At 46.4% G+C, this 19,135-nt stretch carries 14 protein-coding genes; 3 read left to right on the top strand and 11 right to left on the bottom strand.

The window, feature by feature from the left end; translation table 11 throughout:
- Nucleotides 1–46 precede the first annotated feature (46 nt).
- From AC58PQ_RS08750 to AC58PQ_RS08760, 3 genes are read right to left on the bottom strand one after another with little or no spacing between them, the layout of a single operon-like run.
- Nucleotides 47–1,645, bottom strand: a complete 1,599-nt coding sequence (locus AC58PQ_RS08750; protein WP_497241576.1) for a response regulator — start codon at nt 1,643–1,645, stop codon at nt 47–49.
- Nucleotides 1,642–3,456, bottom strand: coding sequence for a cache domain-containing sensor histidine kinase (locus tag AC58PQ_RS08755; RefSeq protein ID WP_497241577.1), 1,815 nt, complete (start codon nt 3,454–3,456; stop codon nt 1,642–1,644). The genes AC58PQ_RS08750 and AC58PQ_RS08755 overlap by 4 nt, the downstream gene beginning before the upstream one ends.
- Nucleotides 3,457–3,488: 32 nt before the next feature.
- Complete coding sequence (locus AC58PQ_RS08760) at nt 3,489–3,932, bottom strand: OsmC family protein (RefSeq protein WP_497241578.1); 444 nt, start codon at nt 3,930–3,932, stop codon at nt 3,489–3,491.
- A 653-nt stretch (nt 3,933–4,585) separates the two neighbouring features.
- Between AC58PQ_RS08760 and AC58PQ_RS08765 the strand changes: the two genes are divergently transcribed.
- Entirely contained in the window at nt 4,586–5,269 is a 684-nt protein-coding gene (locus AC58PQ_RS08765) for an endonuclease domain-containing protein (protein ID WP_497241579.1), read from the top strand.
- A 1,000-nt stretch (nt 5,270–6,269) separates the two neighbouring features.
- On the opposite strand, the gene AC58PQ_RS08770 is transcribed toward AC58PQ_RS08765, so the two are convergent.
- Complete coding sequence (locus tag AC58PQ_RS08770) at nt 6,270–8,036, bottom strand: methyl-accepting chemotaxis protein (protein ID WP_497241580.1); 1,767 nt, start codon at nt 8,034–8,036, stop codon at nt 6,270–6,272.
- A 207-nt stretch (nt 8,037–8,243) separates the two neighbouring features.
- Between AC58PQ_RS08770 and AC58PQ_RS08775 the strand changes: the two genes are divergently transcribed.
- Nucleotides 8,244–9,176 (top strand): diacylglycerol/lipid kinase family protein, encoded by a 933-nt coding sequence (locus AC58PQ_RS08775; RefSeq protein WP_497241581.1) that lies wholly within the window; start codon nt 8,244–8,246, stop codon nt 9,174–9,176.
- Here the strand turns inward: AC58PQ_RS08775 and AC58PQ_RS08780 are convergent.
- The 6 genes from AC58PQ_RS08780 to pdhA form a co-directional block, all read right to left on the bottom strand.
- Nucleotides 9,173–11,383 carry an AMP-binding protein gene (locus AC58PQ_RS08780; RefSeq protein WP_497241582.1) on the bottom strand — a complete coding sequence of 737 codons (2,211 nt, stop codon included), beginning with the start codon at nt 11,381–11,383 and terminating at the stop codon, nt 9,173–9,175. The two genes, AC58PQ_RS08775 and AC58PQ_RS08780, sit on opposite strands and share 4 nt — an antisense overlap.
- 108 nt (nt 11,384–11,491) lie before the next feature.
- Nucleotides 11,492–12,223: a glycerophosphodiester phosphodiesterase gene (locus AC58PQ_RS08785; RefSeq protein WP_497241583.1), complete on the bottom strand. Its 732-nt coding sequence runs from the start codon at nt 12,221–12,223 to the stop codon at nt 11,492–11,494.
- A 182-nt stretch (nt 12,224–12,405) separates the two neighbouring features.
- Nucleotides 12,406–13,821, bottom strand: coding sequence for a dihydrolipoyl dehydrogenase (gene lpdA / locus AC58PQ_RS08790; protein WP_056610503.1), 1,416 nt, complete (start codon nt 13,819–13,821; stop codon nt 12,406–12,408).
- 4 nt (nt 13,822–13,825) lie between these two features.
- The gene (locus AC58PQ_RS08795; RefSeq protein WP_497241584.1) at nt 13,826–15,160 is read right to left on the bottom strand and encodes a dihydrolipoamide acetyltransferase family protein; all 1,335 of its coding nucleotides are present in this window, start codon (nt 15,158–15,160) and stop codon (nt 13,826–13,828) included.
- A gap of 34 nt (nt 15,161–15,194) precedes the next feature.
- Complete coding sequence (locus AC58PQ_RS08800) at nt 15,195–16,175, bottom strand: alpha-ketoacid dehydrogenase subunit beta (protein ID WP_477589338.1); 981 nt, start codon at nt 16,173–16,175, stop codon at nt 15,195–15,197.
- Nucleotides 16,176–16,224: 49 nt separating this feature from the next.
- The gene (gene pdhA / locus AC58PQ_RS08805; protein WP_497241585.1) at nt 16,225–17,307 is read right to left on the bottom strand and encodes a pyruvate dehydrogenase (acetyl-transferring) E1 component subunit alpha; all 1,083 of its coding nucleotides are present in this window, start codon (nt 17,305–17,307) and stop codon (nt 16,225–16,227) included.
- 218 nt (nt 17,308–17,525) lie between these two features.
- On the opposite strand from pdhA, the gene AC58PQ_RS08810 reads away from it, so the two are divergent.
- Nucleotides 17,526–18,257, top strand: a complete 732-nt coding sequence (locus AC58PQ_RS08810) for an alpha/beta hydrolase (protein ID WP_497241586.1) — start codon at nt 17,526–17,528, stop codon at nt 18,255–18,257.
- On the opposite strand, the gene AC58PQ_RS08815 is transcribed toward AC58PQ_RS08810, so the two are convergent.
- Nucleotides 18,249–19,070 carry a lipoate--protein ligase family protein gene (locus AC58PQ_RS08815; protein ID WP_497241587.1) on the bottom strand — a complete coding sequence of 274 codons (822 nt, stop codon included), beginning with the start codon at nt 19,068–19,070 and terminating at the stop codon, nt 18,249–18,251. The genes AC58PQ_RS08810 and AC58PQ_RS08815 overlap by 9 nt on opposite strands.
- Between the last annotated feature and the right edge of the window lie 65 nt (nt 19,071–19,135).

The following is a 19,135-nucleotide window of genomic DNA, read 5'->3' on the forward strand; positions in this document are numbered from 1 at the left end:
GTACGTACTAAAGACAGATAAATTCCTAATCTAGGGGCAAATTCCTCTAGTTCCCTTCCTTTCGCTTATCCCGATACTCGGAAGGAATTTCGCCAGTAAACTTCTGAAATACTTTGGTAAAATAACGCCGTTCGATGTAGCCAACGCATTTTCCAATATCGGTAATGCTTTTGTCACTGTGAAGTAACAGGGATTTCGCCTGCTCCATCCGATGCTTCGTTACATGCTCCACAAAGGTTTCCCCAAAATGCTGCTTAAATAACAAACTGAAATAACTCGAGCTAATCCCTAGGCTGCTTGCAATATCCTCGATGCCAAAATCAGTCGAATAATTCGTTCGGATATATTCCTTGGCAGCCGTCATCAGCAGCTCACTATTCTTCTTCTTGTTCGTACCCTCCAGCCCGATCGATACAAGCTGTACCATAACCTGCAGCAAATGCTGGATACTTTCGCTTTTATCCAGCTCACGCCAAATCTGTTCTTCCTCTTGACTATCAAGTGCATTCATCTCGCGCAGCTCACGCAGCACATGCAGGATTAAATAGTGCAGCATCTGATAAGCTCTAGCAAAGGAGCTCTCCGATAGACCTTCCAGCAGTAACTTTAGACGAGCAAGCGCATCTTCGGTTTTGATACGGTTCAGCTGCTTCAGTCCTGTTACAATTTCCTCTACCAAAAACCAAAGCGAGCTATTCGCGTCCGCTGTTTCTTTGGTCTCTTTGTAAAGAAGCACGGATTGACGCTTATCTAAATTCAGCTGCATGAATCGTTGCAGTTTTCTATACGTATCCGCAAGCTGTTGCAATCCGATCGGCCCAGGAAAATAGCCCACGCTGATGCCCAGCTTCACAGATTGAAGAACATTTTGCTGAAGCTTAGCTGCTAAATCACTCAACTTCGATTCGACGATGTTAGGGTCTGCGTCCTTCCATTCCATGAGCAGCGACCATTCCCCTTCGCGCATCTGAAGAACGGTAAGCTGCGATTTCTCGTCTGCCAAGGAATCTTGCAGGACATTCCGCACAGCGAAGTTCCATAGCTTACGTTCTTGCTCTGTCCAAAGCAACGATTTCTGGGAGTAATTATCCACGTCAATAATCACACATACATATCTCAGCGTCTCCAGATCACCATGATCAATAGGAAGCTGTGTATTCGCTGTGATATCGGTATAGTCCAAGATAATATCCTGCAAAATCTTCTCGTAGGCCAAGCTTCTGATTCTCCCCCATTTAAGGAGCTCCTCCTGATGATTCTGTTTTTTGGCTCGAATTTCGAGGGCCAGCTTACGGATCGAGTTCTCTAGCTCTTCGTAATTGATCGGCTTTAGGATATAATCACTTACTCCCGCTCTCAGAAGCGAACGAACATATTCAAAATCCTGATACCCCGTCACCATCAGCACCGTGCAGTCCTCATTGATTTCCCGAAGCTTATGGATAAACGTAATTCCGTCCATTTGCGGCATCCGAATATCACTCATCACGATATCCGGAATATGCTGAACACAGAGTTCCAAGGCTTCAAGCCCGTTTTTGGCTTTGCCTACAATATCAATTTCGAGTTCTTCCCATGGAATAACCGCCTGCAAATTCCGTAAAATGTTAGGCTCATCATCCGCCAAAATGGCCTTCAACCTCATTGGATATCCCTCTTCCTTTTCGGAATTACAACCTTCATCGTCGTACCTTGACCTTCTTGGGAACAAATAAACATCCCGTAGTGCTCACCATATTGAATTCGGACCCGATCCGCAACATTGCTTACGCCAAGCCCTCTCCGCTCTTCATTCGATTCCAGAATTTCATGAAAAGGCGTCTCCAGCTCTGTTTTATAATGGAATTTCGCTAGCTTTTCGTTACTAATCCCGACGCCATTATCTGTAACGTACAAGCCAATCCGGTCACCTTCATCGACAACCTTCACCGTGATGAGTCCCATATAATCAATCGGTTCGAAGCCATGTTGCAAGCTGTTCTCGACCAAAGGCTGAAGCGTCAGCTTCAAAATATTCTCATACAGCAGCTCGTCCGGCGCCTCGATCGTATATTGAAACTGATCCTCAAAGCGGAACTCCTGGATTTCCAAGTAGCTGCGCAAATGCTCAAGCTCTTGCTTTAGGGTAATTTCTTCCCGATTTTCCATCCCGATCCGCAGCAAATTCCCTAGTCGAACAACCATTTGGCTGACTTTCTTCCCTTGGTTTTGGATGGCTAGCACATTGATCGATTCGAGTGTATTAAAAAGGAAATGAGGCTTAATCTGCGCTTGCAGCAGCATAAGCTCCGCCTTGTTTTTGCGGTCTTGCTGACGCTTCACCTCTTCAAGAAGATCCTCGACCCTTAAGACCAAGCTGTTAAATCCTCTCGCCAACGCTGTCGTTTCGTCCTTCCCGCTCACTTCCATGCGCGTAGTCAGATCGCCCCGCTCTACTTTTTTCATCGAGGACAGCATGCGTAAGATCAATTGAATAATCCGTCTTACGAAGACGAGGTTATACACCAGTGCAAAGAACAAACAAATAAATGTTATTCCCGCTACGAGCTTCATAATCGTCTCAATTTCCCCAGCGACATATTTCCATGAGGTTATGGACACGACACTCCAGTCCTGAACACCCATCTGATTAATATTTAAATGATACAGGGAAATGAGGCTTTTTTCATTTTGGAAATCGGCCTGAAAGCTGTAATTCTTTAGTCCGAGATCCAATTTACCCTGCGTTAATTGCAGAATATTGGCTCCATCTAAACTTTGCTTATTATCGTAAAAAATAAGGCCATTCTTGTTGATCAGCAGATACCGCTTGGAGCTTTGCTCATTCGTATTGAAGGATTTGAAAATCTGATCCAGCTCATTAAATTTAAATTTCAGCAGCATATACCCTAGGTTATCCATCGTCCAAAAATCCTTGACCATTCGCGCTTGATAAAATTCCCCGCGGCCTGAACCGAACTCCTTGAACTCGGAGGGTCCAATCCACAGAGGGCTGCCATTTAGCTCCTGAATGCGCTGGAAGGCCATACTTTGCTGAATCGTCGACCATGGAATCGTGCTTCCGCTCGTGCGGCCTGCGCTGAAGGATTTGCCGGCATTGTTATAAATGACAACCGACTGTACAGGCGAGTATGTGAGGATTGAGCCGCGAAGCAGCGTATCGAACGTATTCAAATCATACGAGGACAGCGAGTCGGCGTTCGTCTTAACGGTATCTATCGTACGATAGATGCCTTGAATGCTATCTTTCACCATCCAGAAATCGGAGAAATAGTTCGCTTCCTTGAACATGTAATAAATATTTCGTGAGATCGCTTGCAGCGTTACTTCTGTTAAATCACCATATTTCTTCTCAATAAGCTGTTGGGAGACTGTGTACACCGCTGACCCGAGGACGAATAAAGGGATGATAATGAAAAGTAAAAAACCGATAAATACTTTTTTGTTCAGATTCATCGCTGCGCTGCTCTCCTTCTAGATAGACTTGTCTACACATCCAAGATTCGAATATCTGGTTCAACGCTAATATGTACATTGCCTCGCAATGCCTTGCTAATCATACAAGTTTGTTCAGCACGAATGGCCGCTTTATTTATTTTATCCAATTGCGCTTCGGTCGTTTGAGGGGGCACAGTGATGAGGGGGCGGTGAATGATCGCATTCACTTTCATCGTAGGTCGGTTCTGTACATAGATGTTGGAGTGGAGCTCAAGGGAAAGGATTCCTGTCCGCTGGAGCAGCGCACCTAAAGTGATGATGTAACAGGTTGCCGCGGCACCGAGCAGCATTTCTTCCGGATTCGATCCGATGCCTGGACCATCAAATTCATTTGGAACGGAAATTGGCGTTGTGAGGCTTCCCGCCTGAATGTGGCCCGTTCCGTCTAGCCCGCCAGTCCATGTTGCTTTGAGCTCAAAGCGATGTTCGGTCATCGGTAGTTGTGCCTCTTTTCACTAACATTTTTAACAAACCATCGGTTGATTTTATTTTATTGTAAAGGAACTAGGCAGGATTCACCAGCCATTAGACGATTTCTATCACAAAAGTGCAAAAACAAGGGTCCGACTACAAAAGCACAACATAAAAAATCGTTCCCGCACCTCATCAGCACGAAAACGATCTATCTACTATCAATTGATCTCTATGAAATTGCGTAATTCATGTGTTGGAATCAAAACAATGAAAGCCCTACCTCTCTTTCATCCTTGCGGCTCCAATGACCGCGCCAGTGCGAATTGCGTTACAAACACTTACTGCCGAAACACTTACGTTGCCTCGGGTTTACCATAAATGAGCTGATGGACTGCGCATTGGGAGAAAAACAAACAAGGAGAGGGGGTTACTTTCTTCTCGCTAATCGTTCGTGTGGGGTAAATGAGGCTAAATATGAAGTGTTTATATGGTTTCATTTCAATCAACTTTAGTATTATATAATAATTGTATATGTGTGTCAATACTGTGGTGATATACGGCGTGTGTGTGCTATTATATATAAATAGTTGGTCGTAAAGAATACGCCGCTTTTCTAATTTCAGCCTAGGTTGATTTAGAGAAGCGGCTTTATTTATTTCAAGGAGGCACTTAGTTGAGAAGATCATTTGAATTAGCTCATGAAGGATTTATGACTTACCACGCATCTACTCGAAAAGGTGACTCTCTTCGCAGGCTGCTGGAGGGCCACAGTCATGCTGAGAAACTATTTCTTTTGCATGTTTGGTGGCCTGCATTTAAACATTTCAATGACCTTCATCCCGAATATGAAGTGAAAGACTTCCGGGATGGCACGCGATTCATTGACTTTGCTTTTATCAAACATACACTTAGACTTGTCATCGAAATTGATGGATTCACAACCCACGCTTCGCAAATTAGCCGCACCCAATTCTCCGATCAGCTCCTTCGCCAGAACCACCTCATCATCGATGGATGGAGAGTACTCCGTTTCTCCTACGACGATATCAAAGATCGCCCGCGCATGTGTCAACAAGTATTACAACAATTCATGGGCCGTTATCTTAGCATGGAAATAGGCGATTCAAACATTTCGATGAACTACATGGAGAAGGAAGTTTTGCGATATGCCCTTAACCTTGAGACATCCCTAACAACAAACGATGTTTGTCAGGCACTATCTGTAAAAGAACAGAAAGCACGACAAATACTAAAAGCCATGCATGAGAAGAGGATCATTGAACCCGTCGGAAAAGGAATTAAGCGGATTAGATGCTTCCGTCCAACCGATGAAGCGCTTCAGCAATTGATGGGCTAATGTGTTTCATAAATCCCCAACAGCAAAGGATTCGGGGGTTTCGGCGCTCTCCACCTTCTGTAAGCGTGTTTTTCATCACTTCAGAGATCAGTTTTCGCCTTTCCCCGTCTGTAGTGATGTTTTTCATCATTTCAGCAAAGGATTCGGCGGTTTCGGCGCTCTCCACTTTCTGTAAGTGTGTTTTTCATCACTACAGAGATCAGTTTTCGCCTATCCCCGACTGTAGTGATGTTTTTCATCATTTCAGCAAAGGATTCGGCGGTTTCGGCGCTCTCCACCTTCTCTAAGCGTGTTTTTCATCACTACAGAGATCAGTTTTCGCCTTTCCCCGTCTGTAGTTATGATTTTCATTATTTCAGCAAAGGATTCGGCGGTTTCGGCGTTCTCCACCTTCTCTTAGCGTGTTTTTCATCACTACAGAGATCAGTTTTCGCCTTTCCCCGACTGTAGTTATGATTTTCATTATTTCAGCAAAGGATTCGGCGGTTTCGGCGTTCTCCACCTTCTCTTAGCGTGTTTTTCATCACTACAGAGATCAGTTTTCGCCTTTCTCCGTCTGTAGTTATGATTTTCATCATTTCAGCAAAGGATTCGGCGGTTTCGGCGCTCTCCACCTTCTTTAAGCGTGTTTTTCATCACTACAGAGATCAGTTTTCGTCTTTCCCCGTCTGTAGTGATGTTTTTCATCATTTCAGCAAAGGATTCGGCGGTTTCGGCGCTCTCCACCTTCTCTAAGCGTGTTTTTCATCACTACAGAGATCAGTTTTCGCCTTTCCCCGACTGTAGTGATGATTTTCATTATTTCGCGCGCCTGGGCCTTATCATAATTAGGTGGTCGGGGGCGGATTTTGGTGTTGCGCGCTTCCTGGTTACGGATTACGGGGTACGGGTTCGTGTGCTCAATAAGCGGCGCACTTTTCGATAAGCTTCGGGCTTGTCCCCTTCACGCCTCCTCCCCCAAACCACAAAAACCCGCAGGCACAATGCCCGCGGGTCCACTCTACACCTTAAATTTCTGCAACGAAATTTGCAATTCCTCCGCCAGTCCTGCTAAGGACTTCGCGGAATTCTCGATTTCCTCCGTGGTCGACATTTGCTGCTGGCTCGCAGCGGATGTCTCTTGGCTAACGGAAATCCCCGTCTCCGACACGGAGCTCACAATGCGCATCACCTGCTCGATGCGCAAGTTCGCATCCACGAGTTGGTGAATGCTCCGATTCACATCTTCCACTTTCGCATTCACTTTCTCGACAGAAGTCTCGATATGTACGAACGATTCTTGCGCTTCCTCCGAAATCGTCAATCCCTCTTGCACTTTCCCTGCTCCTGTATGCATGGAGCTTACCGCTTGATTGATCTGTCTTTGAATGGTCAACACCAGATCCGTAATGTTACGTGCGGATGTGGACGACTGCTCGGCCAGTTTACGCACTTCCCCAGCAACAACCGCGAAGCCACGCCCGGATTCCCCAGCACGTGCCGCTTCAATCGCTGCGTTCAACGAAAGCAGATTCGTTTGTGTCGAAATCTCATTAATGACATTGACGATTTCACCGATTTTGTGTGCATTTTGCCCCAAAGCTTCGATAACCACGTTCACATCACGAACCGCTTCGGATATCTCAGACATTTGGCCCGCGATAGACACCACGGATTGCTTTCCGTTCTGAGCTGCTCGCGTCGCTTGATTCACGAGAGTAGCAACCACTTGCGCAGACTCATCAATTTGCTTCGTACTCGTCAGCATAAGACCAACAGCCTCATTCGCTTGTGTCACACCAGCAAATTGCTTATCGAAATCCTCCGACAGCTGCTGACTTGACGTAGCCACCTGCTTCGCTGCTAAAGAACTTTGCTCCGAACTCGCTAGCAGCTCTTCCGAACTTGCAGATAACGTCAACGCATTATCAGCAATCTGCATAACCAAACTGCGTAAGCTCTCCGTCATCACATTAAAGGAATGGGTTAGCTTACCAACCTCATCATCATAAGGGTAGTCCCCTTTAACAGACAGATCACCGTCAGCTGCTTTTTCCATGTTTTCTTGAAGTCTGCGAATTGGCGTAGAAATGATCATGTTCAGGGCCAATGCGCCCAAAGTCATTACCACAATCGCGATGATGATCGTTAAAATAATGACCAAATGAGAAGTGGCTGAATCGGAACTGCTCGATTTCTGGAATTGTTCAGCAGCGGATTCTTTGAGTCCGACGAGCATATCCAACGCTTCTACCGTTTTATCACCATGAGGGGATACTTCATTGTTATAGATTTGATAGGCAACTTGATTATTTTGCGTCGCTTGCTCGATCGTTTTTGTAACGACTTCACGATACTTCAGATTCAGCTCCTCGAAACTTTTGAAGGCTCCGGCCTCTTCCTCATTAAGAGGAATTCCCGCAATTTTCGTAACTAATTCTTTATTTGTAGCCGCGTTCTCATCTAACTTCGCTTTAAGTTTGACCTTATATTTCACATCCGTGGACAGCATCATTTCAAGCAAATTCGATTCGGTTTCATTGAAATTTGATTTTATTTGATTAATCCATTTGACAGAAAGCAGACTTTCCTCGTACATTCTAGTAGAATTACTAGACATCTTGTCCATATAATAATAGCCAGTTATACCTACAATTAATAAGAATAAGATAGCTATCGCATTCATTAACAACAGCTTAAAACGAAGTTTAAGATGACGAAGGATGGACAGGTTGACGTTCAGCTTTCCCGTACTATTCATGCTGCTTAATTTCGAATTGAATTTCAAAGTTAACCATTCTCCCCCCGAGTGTAAATCACAAAGTAGTCTTTTAAATGACATAAAATCTAACATCAGGAAAAATTAATTTACCTATGGTTTATTTTACAAAACAGTGCCCCTTATGTAAAGAAAATTCATCAAAAACCTTTATACAACAATCAATTCACTTTCAAAATATTTCCACTTCAGAGAAAAGATAAGGGGCAAATATCCATGAAATCAATCGGAATCATCGTGAACCCGCTTTCAGGCAATGGCAGAGGAGCTAACATATGGAGCGAAATTCAATCCTACCTCCAAGCACAACAAATCTCTTATCTAGCAAAATTGACGACAAAAGCTGGTGAAGCCACGCAACATGCCATGACCCTGATTCAAGAACATGATGTCCATAAAATTATCGTTATTGGCGGTGACGGTACCATTCATGAGGCGGCAGGTGGAATTTGGCAGCTTCAAAACAAGGAAACCACCTGCCCCATCGCGGTGATCCCAGCAGGAACGGGCAATGATTTTGCCAAAGCCTATGGCATCCCTAATCATCCGCTTGAAGCTCTTCAAATCGCCTTAAATGCCCCCAGTACAGTGCAAATTGACCTCTTACAAGCCGTTCACAATCAAGTGGCTGTGAATAGCATCGGCGCAGGCTTTGACGGGAGGGTTGCCAAACTGACAAACGAAGCCAGCTACAAAAAGCTCTTAAACCGCCTAGGACTAGGTAAACTATCCTATTTCATTTCTATACTCCGTGTATTCGCAACCTATCAACCTTCAACAGCATGGTTAGAAGTAGACGGCAGCGTACATGAGTTGCCTGACATGTGGCTAGCAGCCGTTGCAAATATCCCTTTTTACGGAGGTTCAATTCAAATTTGCCCGACAGCAAGCCCAACCGACGGTATCGCAGATGTTATAATCATTCAAAGTAAAGGCCGCTTCCGTCTTCTGCCTGTTCTTTTCACGGTGTACCAAGGTAAGCATACTCAGCATCCTGCTGTTTCTTTTTATAAAGGAACGTCTATTTCCATACGGACAGAGAAACCCTTGCTTGTCCAAGCAGACGGGGAGTTCGCAGGCTCCACCCCTTTGCAAATCGAACTCATTCCTGCTGTCATTTCCGTAATCAGACCAACACCCACAGCTTAAGCTGTGGGTGTTCCTCCATCTTTATGCCCATGTGTTCCACCATCGGTATGCCCATCATTGTTCTTCAATGCCCATTGCTTCAGCGTCACGTAGTCAATCTTTCCGCTACCGAGCAGCGGCAGCTTATCGATATACCGAAGCTCAGAAGGCATATAAATTGCTGGTTGCCCCTCCTGTCTCATCGACTCACGCAGCGTTTCAAGCGGACTCATCTTACTCGTATGAAACACGATGATTCGCTCGCCCTTTCGTCGATCTGGCACATGTACCGCAGCGCAGACGGCAGGTGCCACCAAGCTCCTTGATACGAGCTCTTCCACCATCAGAAGGGACACTTTTTCCCCGCCGATTTTAGCAAAAGACTGCAAACGCGCTTGAATGTACAGGTATCCTTGATCATCCAAGGTAACAATATCACCGGTGCTATACCACTCGGAAACAGGTACGAAGCCCTTGCTATGAATCAAATATCCTTTCATGACATTCGGACCTCTAACAAGCAAATGACCACCTGTCGCAATCCCTTCCACTTCTTCCACAACGGCGTCTATCCCTGGCAGTATTTTGCCAACAGAGCCTTTTTTCACATTCATCGGTGTGTTTAGAGAAATAACAGGCGTCGTCTCCGTCGTACCGTAGCCCTCCAAAATTCGAATGCCGAATTTATCCTGCCAAACCTGTCGAACCTCATCTTTCAGTCTTTCAGCACCCGCTACAACATACCGCAACGAATGGGCAAAATCATAGGAATGTGCCGTTCTGGCATACGCTCCTAGAAACGTTGACGTACCGAATAGAATCGTAATATTCCGATCATACACGAGTTCTGGAATGACTTTATAATGCAAGGGATTGGGATATAAAACCAACTTCACCCCCGTCAGTATCGGGAGCATTGTACCCGCTGTCAATCCGAATGAATGAAACATGGGCATACTGCCAAGCACACGGTCTGAACTATTAAAAGCGATGACAAGCCTCGCCTGCTGAATATTCGCGCATATATTACGATGTGTCAGAACGACACCCTTCGGTTTACTCTCACTGCCTGATGTGAATAGAACAACTTCATTCTGACCAGGACCCACTGGCCCTTTCTTCTGTAGTAAGAAGTGAAACAGGCCAGCAAGCTTCTCATTCAAGCTTAGCGCTTCCTTGACATCTTCGAGATAAATAACATTGAAGGAACCGCTAGCACCTTGGATAAAATCCGAAAGACCCGCTTTCTCGATAAATGCCTTGGACGTCAACACCATCTTCACTTCAGCTGTTTCACAAGCGTCCAGCATAGCCTGCCGGCCGGCTGAGTAATTCAATATCGCTGGCGTAATCCCTAATCGGTATAGCGAAAATAATGTCACCACATGCCCCGCGGCATTGGGTAACAGTACGGCTACCCGCTTCTGCTCTGCTAGAAGCTTCCCCAACCGAATAGCCAACGTATAGCTAGTCAATTGAAGCTTCCGATACGTCAAAGCAGAATTACTCAGGACATCTTCACAAATGACCGTGGCTGGACCGTGCCTTTGAGCCGCCATCAGCAGCTCGTTGAATAAATTATGCTCAGGCTCGAGTCGGCTATCCAAGAGATGTCGCAGCAGCTTATTGCGGATAAACTCCGTCGCCTGCTCCTTTTGAACTTTCTTCGTAAACCGCTCATCCCCTGCCGGGACTTGAAACGCATCGCCAAAAGCGATCTCTACCTTCGGGAACCATCGTTGTTTTATTTTTCCACGCAAATATGATAGCTTCGAATGCTCCAAACCATGGATGGCGATCGGCACAATACGAGCCTGAGCTCGGAGTGCAATGTACCCGATGCCGCCGTATATTTTCATCATGCCACCTGTCGTTGTGATACGTCCTTCTGGGAAAATAACGAGAGGTATCCCTGCATGTATCGTTTTCAGCATTGTGCGAACAGCATAAGGATTCGTCGGATCTACCGCGATATGAGCTCTGAAAAGGAGTGCCCACGCAAAACGCTTCGCAATGTTCGTATTAACAACAAATGCCGCGTCCTTAGGCAAAATCAAGGCGAGCAACACCGCATCCAACAACGATACGTGATTCGGGATGAGCACTGTTTTACCCGTCAGAACGAGATTCTCCATGCCCGTCACTTTCACTTTAAAGGCTACCCGCACTAACAAACGCAAGCACGAAAGAAGAGGCCTTACTAGCGTAACGAACATCCATTTGAACATGGGAATTCCCCCTATTGGTATCTCTATCGAGTCTGTCAATAGTTCATTGTATGCACGAAAAAGAAATAAGACCTCGGCATGTGTATGCTTCGGTCCATTTATTCTTAGTTATGTTTCCAAATACTCCCTCAGCCTGCCTGGGAAATTCGTAATAATACCGGAAACTCCAGCTTCAATCATGATTTTGTAATCGGATAACTCATTAACGGTATAGGGATAAACAGCAAAGCCCGCTTCTTTCGCCAAAGCAACATCTTCTTTTGCAATGTGGCGATAATACGGATGCAAGGAAAAGATATCCACACCGACTTGCTTCGCATACCCGGCATGGTCACTGAGATTTGCTTCGTACAACAAGCCTACCTTCAACGCAGGTTCTGCCCTTTTTAACCGCTGAATCACTTTATGGTCAAAAGATGAAACAACGACGTCCTCATACCGCTTGGCCTCACGCAAAAACGCCAGCAGCTCCTTCTCCATTCGTCCCTCATAGGCATGCTTCACTTCCACATTGATAAGCGTGCCACGCGGCACTAAATCGAACACCTCACTAAGGAGCGGTATGCGTTCCCCTAAGAATTTCTCCGAAAACCAAGCTCCCGCATCTAGTAGCTGAATGTCTTTCCAATTATGATCACAAATGAGTCCTGAACCATTCGTCGTTCGATCTAAGGTTCCGTCATGGCATACGACGATTTCGCCATCCTTCGTGATATGTACATCCAGCTCAATAGCCTGTGCGCCTTGTTCTAAGGCCACTGCAAAGGAGGCCAGTGTATTCTCTGGCGCTTCCCCAGCCGCACCACGGTGTCCGAATACGATCGGTTTCGATGTATGCATCTTCAACGCTCCCAACATTTTAGCGTGCATGACTTGCTCTCCAAATTATATAAGCAGCCGATTCGGGGCGTCAATTAGCCTCATCTCTTTATATCGCCCATTAAATTAAAAGAGTCCCGTAGAGCGGCTTTACAGCCAACTCTCGGGACTTTTATCTAAAGGTAATGGAAACCAAATTAAACCTATTTACCAAGCTGATGAATCGGGTGTCCAAGCGCACCTTCAGCGGCATCCATGATCATTTCTGTTAATGTTGGATGTGCGTGAATGGTTAGTGCGATATCTTCCAGATTAGCGCCCATCTCAACAGCTAGAGCAAGCTCACCGATCAAGTTAGAAGCTTCTGGACCTACGATTTGACCACCAAGCAATTGGCCTGTTTCTTTGTCGCCGACAAGCTTCACGAAGCCTTGAGCCGCATTCAAAGAGTTCGCACGTCCGTTAGCCGCGTAAGGGAATTTACCGATGGTAACATTGATTCCTTGCGCTTTCGCTTCCGTTTCGCTTAGACCTACACCAGCAATTTCCGGATCGGAGAAAACAACTGCTGGCATTGCTTTGTAATCAACGATGCTTGCGTGACCCGCAATCGCTTCAGCCGCCACTTTTGCCTCATAGGAAGCTTTGTGCGCCAAGGAAAGACCAGGAACAACATCACCGATTGCGAAAATGTGAGGAATGCTTGTTCTACCTTGGTTATCGACTTCGATTAGACCGCGGTCTGTCATTTTCAAGTTAATCAGGTCTAGACCAAGCTCGCCATCTGTGTTCGGACGACGACCAACGGTTACAAGAACGTAATCCGCAGTGACTTGTTTCTCTTCACCTTTAACTGTGAATGTTACCGTTACATCGTTGTCTGTTTTCGTGCAGGATTGCGCTAACGCTTCAGTATGAACCTCTACGCCAACTTTCTCTAAGTTCTTAGCAACCAGCTTCGTCAATTCTTTCTCGAAGCCTGGAAGCACGTGATCAGAGCCTTCCAACACAGTTACTTTCGTTCCGAATTTCGCGTACGTTTGACCAAGCTCGATCCCGATATAGCCGCCGCCGATCACGATCATGCTTTTCGGAATTTCAGGCAAGTTCAACGCTTCTGTCGAAGAGATGATTCTTCCGCCATAAGGGAAAGCTTTCAACTCAATCGGACGGGAACCCGTTGCAATAATACAGTTTTTGAAGCGGTAACGCGGTGCTTCTGCATCATTGAACACACGTGCTTCGTGCTCGTTGATAAACATCGCTTCACCTTGGAAGGTTTGAATCTTGTTGCCTTTGAGCAAGCCGCTTACGCCGCCTGTTTGTTTGGCAACAATGCTGTTTTTCCAAGCTTGTACCTTCGCAAAGTCCACTTTCACGTTCTCTACGGAAATACCGATGCTATCCGCATGCTGAGCATGCTCATACGTGTGTGCTGCAGAAATCAAAGCTTTGGAAGGGATACAGCCGCGGTTCAAACAAACGCCGCCCCATGCGTCTTTATCAACAATAAGAACGCTTTGACCTAGTTGAGCAGCCCGAATGGCGGCTACGTAACCGCCAGGGCCTGCACCGATGACCAACAAATCTATATCTAAAGAAGCATCTCCTACAACCATGCTGTTACACCTCCAAGACGAGAAGCTCTGGATCAGCCAGAAGCTGTTTGATGTAGTTCAAGAAGCTTTGTGCTGTCGCTCCATCGACGATACGGTGATCGAAGCTCAAGGAAAGTGCCATTACGTGTGCGGCAACGATTTGTCCGTTTTTCACAACAGGCTTCTCCGTGATACGGCCTGCACCTAGGATCGCAACTTCTGGGAAGTTGATAACCGGGGTGAAGAACATACCGCCAACGGAACCAATATTCGTGATGGAGATCGTGCTGCCTTTCAATTCATTCGCCGCCAATTTGCCGTCGCGTCCGCGAAGAGCCAAATCTTTGATCGAAGAAGCGATCGACCATACGTTTTTACGGTCAGCATCATGGATAACTGGAACGAGCAAGCCGTTCTCTGTATCTGTTGCGATCCCGATATTGTAGTACTTTTTGTAGACGATTTCTTGCTTCTCTTCGTCGATCATCGCATTCATGACCGGGAATTGACGGCAAGCTGCAACCAATGCTTTCACGATGAAAGGAAGGTACGTCAATTTCACGCCTTTTTTCTCTGCGAGCGGCTTCGTACGCTCACGAAGAGCGACAAGTGCCGACACGTCGATCTCATCCATCAATGTCACGTGCGGAGCCGTGTACACCGATTTCACCATCGCGTTCGCGATGATTTTGCGGATGCCTTTGAACGGAATCCGTTCTTCGACGCGATCGCCAGCTGTTACGACCTGCGCGCTAGCTGAAGGTGTTGCTGTTGTTTCAGACGCTGCTGGAGCTGCGTCTGTTGTTGCAGGAGCACTCACAGTGCCTGCTCCTGTAAAGCCAAGCACGTCCTCGCGTGTTACGCGGCCGTGCTTCCCTGTAGGCGTCACCTCTGCGAGTGTGATGCCTTTCTCTCTTGCCAGCTTGCGCACGCTAGGCGTCGCAAGCACTTCGCGGCCCGCGCCACCTGTTGGCGCGGCTGCTGGTACAGCTGCAGCGGCCGGAGGCGCTGCTACCGCTACTGCTGCCGGCGCTGGTGCCGCAGCAGGCGGAGTTGCTACCGCCACGGCTGGTGCCGCGTGGCTGGAACCGTGATGCATAGAAGCAGCAGGCATCTCGCCTGTCACTTCGATCGTCATCACGAGCTCACCGATCGTGCACACTTGTCCATCTTTGACGGCAACGCTGACGATCTTGCCTTCTACAGGACAAGGAACTTCAACGACTGCTTTATCGTTCTGTACTTCCATAAGAATCGTTTCGTCAGTTACGGTGTCACCCGCTTTAACTAACATTTTTACGATCTCGCCTTCATGTATGCCTTCACCAAGCTCTGGGAACTTGTATTCAAACAATGCCACGTGTACGACCTCCTGTTACCTTCGACTAGGTGAATTAAAATTCGAGAACTTTCTTAATTCCAGCAATAACGCTTGCTGGACTTGGCAACCAAGCATCTTCGATTTGTGCGAACGGATAAACCGTATCTGGTGGCGCAATACGCAGAACTGGAGCTTCCAGATGAAGAATCGCTTTTTCGTTAATTTGAGCAATAACCTCTGCAGCTACTCCAGACGTTTTTTGTGCTTCTTGAACGATAATCGCGCGATTTGTTTTCTTAATGGAAGTTACAATTGTATCGATATCCAATGGAAGAAGTGTACGAAGGTCGATAACTTCGACTTTCACGCCTTCTGTTTTTTCAATTTCTTCAGCAGCCTTCATGGATGTGTGAACCATGGCGCCGTAAGTAATGATCGTAACGTCGGAACCTTCTTTAACCACATTTGCTTTACCCAGTTCTACGGTGTATTCACCTTCTGGTACTTCGCCGCGGAATGCACGGTATAAGTTCAAATGCTCCATGAAGAAAACAGGGTCATTATCGCGAATAGCTGCAATAAGAAGTCCTTTTGCATCGTAAGGGTTGGAAGGAACAACTACTTTAATACCTGGTGTTTGAACAAGTAGACCTTCTAGTGCATCGGTATGAAGCTCAGCCGCTTTAACACCGCCACCGAATGGTGTACGGAATACGATTGGAGAGTTATAACGACCGCCAGAACGGTAACGCATACGAGCCGCTTGCACGCAAATTTGGTCAAGTGCTTCGTAAATGAAACCTACGAATTGGATCTCAGCGATTGGGCGGAAGCCTTGTACGCCTAAACCAACCGCAAGTCCGCCGATTGCGGACTCAGCCAGAGGCGTATCGAATACACGCTCTTCGCCGAATTCTTTTTGCAAACCTTCTGTCGCACGGAACACGCCACCAACATTACCAACGTCTTCACCGAACAAAATAACATTAGGATCTCTTTCTAATTCTACGCGCATCGCGTCTTTTATCGCTTGAATCATTGTCATTTGTGCCATGACTACTCTGTGCCTCCTAAAGTTAAAACTTGTTTCGTACGTTTACTCTCTATTTATACAGTTCTTTTTGTTCTTCCAAATGTGAAGGTGTCACTTCGAACATGGAGTCGATCAAACCAGCGACTGTCATTTTCTCTGTTTCTTCTGCTTTCTTGATGTGCTCAGCAACAGTAGCTTTCGCTTCTTCCTTCACGGCAGCTTCTTCTTCTTCGCTCCAAAGACCTTTCTTCGTCAAGAACAAACGCATACGTGTAAGCGGATCTCTTGGCTCCCAATCGGACTCTTCGTCTTTCGTACGGTATTTCGTTGTATCATCGGCCAAGGAATGTGGACGGAAACGGTATGTCAATGCTTCAATCAACGTAGCGCCTTCGCCTCTGCGTCCTCTTTCAGCCGCTTCCGTAACCGCTTGAACAACAGCTAAAACGTCCATGCCGTCTACTTGCACGCCTTTGATACCTGCAGCAACGGATTTATGTGCAACAGAAAGTGCTCCTGTTTGTTTCGAATAAGGTGTTGTAATCGCGTAACCATTGTTTTGTACAAAGTAAATGACAGGCAGCTTAAATGCCCCTGCAAAGTTCATACCTTCATAGAAGTCACCTTCGGAACTTCCGCCGTCACCTGTGTAAGTAATCGCTACACGCGGTTGGTTGCGCTTTTTGAAAGCCATAGCTACGCCAGTTGCGTGAAGAATTTGTGCGCCGATAATAATTTGCGGCATAAGTACATGAACGTCTTGCGGAATTTGTCCGCCATGTTGATGACCGCGGGAATACAAGAATGCTTGATATAGCGGAAGACCGTGCCATACCAATTGCGGCATATCGCGGTAACCTGGGCAAATGAAATCGTCTTTATTCAGGGCGAATTCGCTGCCAATCATGGATGCTTCTTGACCAGAAACTGGTGCATAGAAACCAAGACGGCCTTGACGACCTAGATTAACTGCTCTTTCATCCCATACGCGTGTGAATACCATTCTTCTCATTAATTCTTTTAGTTGTTCATCGCTAAGCTTAGGCATTTTATCGGGATTTACGACTGTGCCGTCTGGAGCAAGAACCTGCAATGGCTCAACCTTTTCTGTGGTCACTTCATAATTTGCTTGGCTGACAAGTGGCTTACTCATACCATTTCACCTCTTATATGATTTTGGTGCCTACTATCTGGACTTCTGTTATAGTATTATTATAATCCTGTTTTGGTGAATTGTACACCAGCAACGACGGGGTATCTCACCTTTTTTACTGTCAGTGAATAGTACAGTTTAACAAAATATATAATACAGTTTAAAGGGAAACAACAACTGCTATAATACACCTACCTCAATTGTGAAGGAGATCCACGATGTCAGATGACTCCCGTTTGTACAAGCGTACTATTGTAAAAGATGAAATAACCTCGAGCCTGCTCGGAGAAAATCGTCCCCTGCGGATCTATCTCCCCCCTGGCTATAACGAACTGCTTTCCTATCCAGTCATTTACTGTCAAGATGGTGAACAGTTCTTTAATTTCGGTCGAATTGCTACAACCCTTACAAGGTTAATCCTAGATGAGGATCTGGAGCCTGCCATCGTGGTAGGTGTCGACGTGAATATCACGAATCGAACCTCCGAATATGCGCCTGAAGGGGAGCGACACGATACCTACTGTCAATTCTTCGCAGATGAACTGCTCCCTTATGTAGAAAGCCGTTATCCAGTCCGCACAGAGCGAACGGAACGTATTCTTGCAGGCGATTCGCTTGGAGGCACAGTTTCCTTGCATCTCGCCTTAGATTATCCTAGCCTTTTTTGCCGAGTTATATCCTTGTCAGGCGCATTTTTCGACATCACGCGCGAAAGAATTAAGCAAGAAGACGACTTATCGTGGCTAGAGCTATATATGCTGATTGGAACAGATGAAACAGACGTGACTACAGAGCGCGGTACCTTCGACTTCGTCCGAGAAAACAGACTGACACACACTTTTTTGCAAGACAAAAATGCCACGCTTCACTATATAGAGAAACCTGGCAAGCATATATGGGGCTTTTGGCAAGTTGAGTTGCCAGCCGCGCTTCATTATTTTTTAGGATGAGATCGCATAGCGTTCCTTCATCAAAGTGATCATGTCATGCACCTGCGATTCAGTGGGATACCCTGCGATGTCCTCAGCTTGGCTAAACGGAAACCCTGCGCTGCCCAACACCTGTCGCAACTGCTCCACAAATTGCTCCGCTGTTATTGGCAGGTGTAAGCACTCAGCTAAGCTCGACATACTTTCCTGTACGACAATGGGATAGTCCTGCTTGGTTGCTGACTCTGCGGCTCTCTCATAAAATCCTCTAGCTAATGCAGCCTTCTCCTCGCCGCGGCCTTCTACGATCAAGAAAGCTTGTACGGAAATGGCAAGCTGTTGTCTGCGCTGAGCGATTCCGCAAAATTTGCGGCCGCCAATACTCAGATCGAATTCTCCTGGGCAAAAGGAGCCGATGATCTCCCCTTGATCAATACGATCCGTGATAGAAGCCATCACATGTCTGATCACATCCACCATGAGATCGAAATCCTTGCGATGCTCCATGTCTCCTGCTTCCTTTGGTATGAGCAAGGACATATTCACCACTCCCGCATCTAAAGGCACAGCTGCTCCTCCAGAGTTGCGCACGGCTGTATCATAGCCTTGATTCCGCAGCCATTCATCTGCTTGCGCTGCGCTTGGTAGCCTGCTATCTCTTAGCCCCATGACGAATGCACGCGGGTGCCGCCAAATATGTAGGATGGGAGGCGTCCCATGCCCAATTGCACGGCATAATAGCTCCTCTAAGGCAAATGCATATAAAATCGGTTTAGGTTCTGTGTCATTTGAACGATCTAGAATTCGTAAGGATGAAGGCAGTTGGGTCGCCATAATGTTAGGTCTCCTGAGTTTAGTATGTGTGGGCAGCATAGGCAGCCAAATAGGCTTAACTTCCA

The sequence above is a fragment of the Paenibacillus sp. J22P143 genome, assembly GCF_059692035.1.